General features: G+C 75.0%; 1 protein-coding gene. It reads left to right on the top strand.

The window, feature by feature from the left end; all coding sequences use genetic code 11:
* On the top strand, nucleotides 1-511 hold a 511-nt coding region (locus ACI792_RS20875; protein ID WP_456604271.1), incomplete at both ends, for a DUF222 domain-containing protein.

Genomic DNA, 511 nt, shown 5'->3' with positions numbered 1-511 from the left:
TCGCTGACCTTCGTCAAGCACGCCGACGGGTCGGTCTCCTTCCGCGGCGAACTGGACGCCGTGGGCGGGGAGAAGGTGCAGGCCGCGCTGGAGTCGGTGGTGCAGGCCGACCGGCCCGCCGGGGACATGCGCACCCGCGCCCAGCAGCAGGGCGACGCGTTCGTGCAGCTCGCCGACAACGCCTTGGCCGCGGGCGCCCTGCCGGTGCTGCGCACCCACAAACCCCAGGTGGTCGTCCGGGTGCACCTGGAGGACCTCATCGACCCGGACACCGGCCCCGGCGCGGCCACCCTCGGCTTCGGCGCCACGATCTCCGCGGCCCGGGCCCGCTGGCTGGCCTGCGACGGCACCGTCACCCGCATCGTCATCGGCCCCGAAGGCCAACCCCTCGACGTCGGCCGCGTTCGGCCCCTTCGCAGGGGCCCGCCGCGAGCTTGCGAGTGGCGGGGGGCGGAGGGGTCCTTTCGTTCGCAGGCTGCCATGCCCCCGCCCACTGGTGCGACGTCCACCA

This window comes from Blastococcus sp. SYSU DS0669, from assembly GCF_054050895.1.
Note: the sequence above shows the minus strand (reverse complement) of the source record. Positions and strands in the feature narration are given on the sequence as shown.